Origin of the sequence: Mesorhizobium sp. M5C.F.Ca.ET.164.01.1.1, from assembly GCF_004792125.1 — a bacterium.
In the GTDB taxonomy this organism is placed as follows: Bacteria; Pseudomonadota; Alphaproteobacteria; order Rhizobiales; family Rhizobiaceae; genus Mesorhizobium; species Mesorhizobium wenxiniae.
In genome coordinates this window covers 1-302 of record NZ_SRTG01000473.1, presented here as the reverse complement: position 1 = coordinate 302, position 302 = coordinate 1, and the positions used below count along the sequence as shown (strand labels likewise).

1 pseudogene is annotated in these 302 nt (G+C 64.6%); it reads right to left on the bottom strand.

The features are described 5' to 3' along the window. Positions 1-59: 59 nt before the first annotated feature. Positions 60-302 (bottom strand): annotated as a pseudogene (locus EN807_RS34340) (acyl-CoA synthetase); the annotation flags it as partial.

Genomic DNA, 302 nt, shown 5'->3' with positions numbered 1-302 from the left:
CTTCCTGGAGCAGGAGGGGTGTTCACAGCAAGATGTTACGGGACCGGAATCCGGCCTATCTATTTCACCGCCGGCAACAGATGCTTCTGGATCTTGCCCGATCCCGTGCGCGGCAGGACTTCCACGGAGAAAAATTCCTTGGGCACCTTGTAGCGGGCGATGCGTGCGACGCAGTGCCTGGCGAGGGCCGCCGGGTCGAGCATGCGGCCGGGTTTCAGCACCACAAAGGCGCGGCCGACCTCGCCCCAGCGCTCGTCGGCGACACCGATCACCGCCACCTCGGCGACATCGGTATGGGCAAG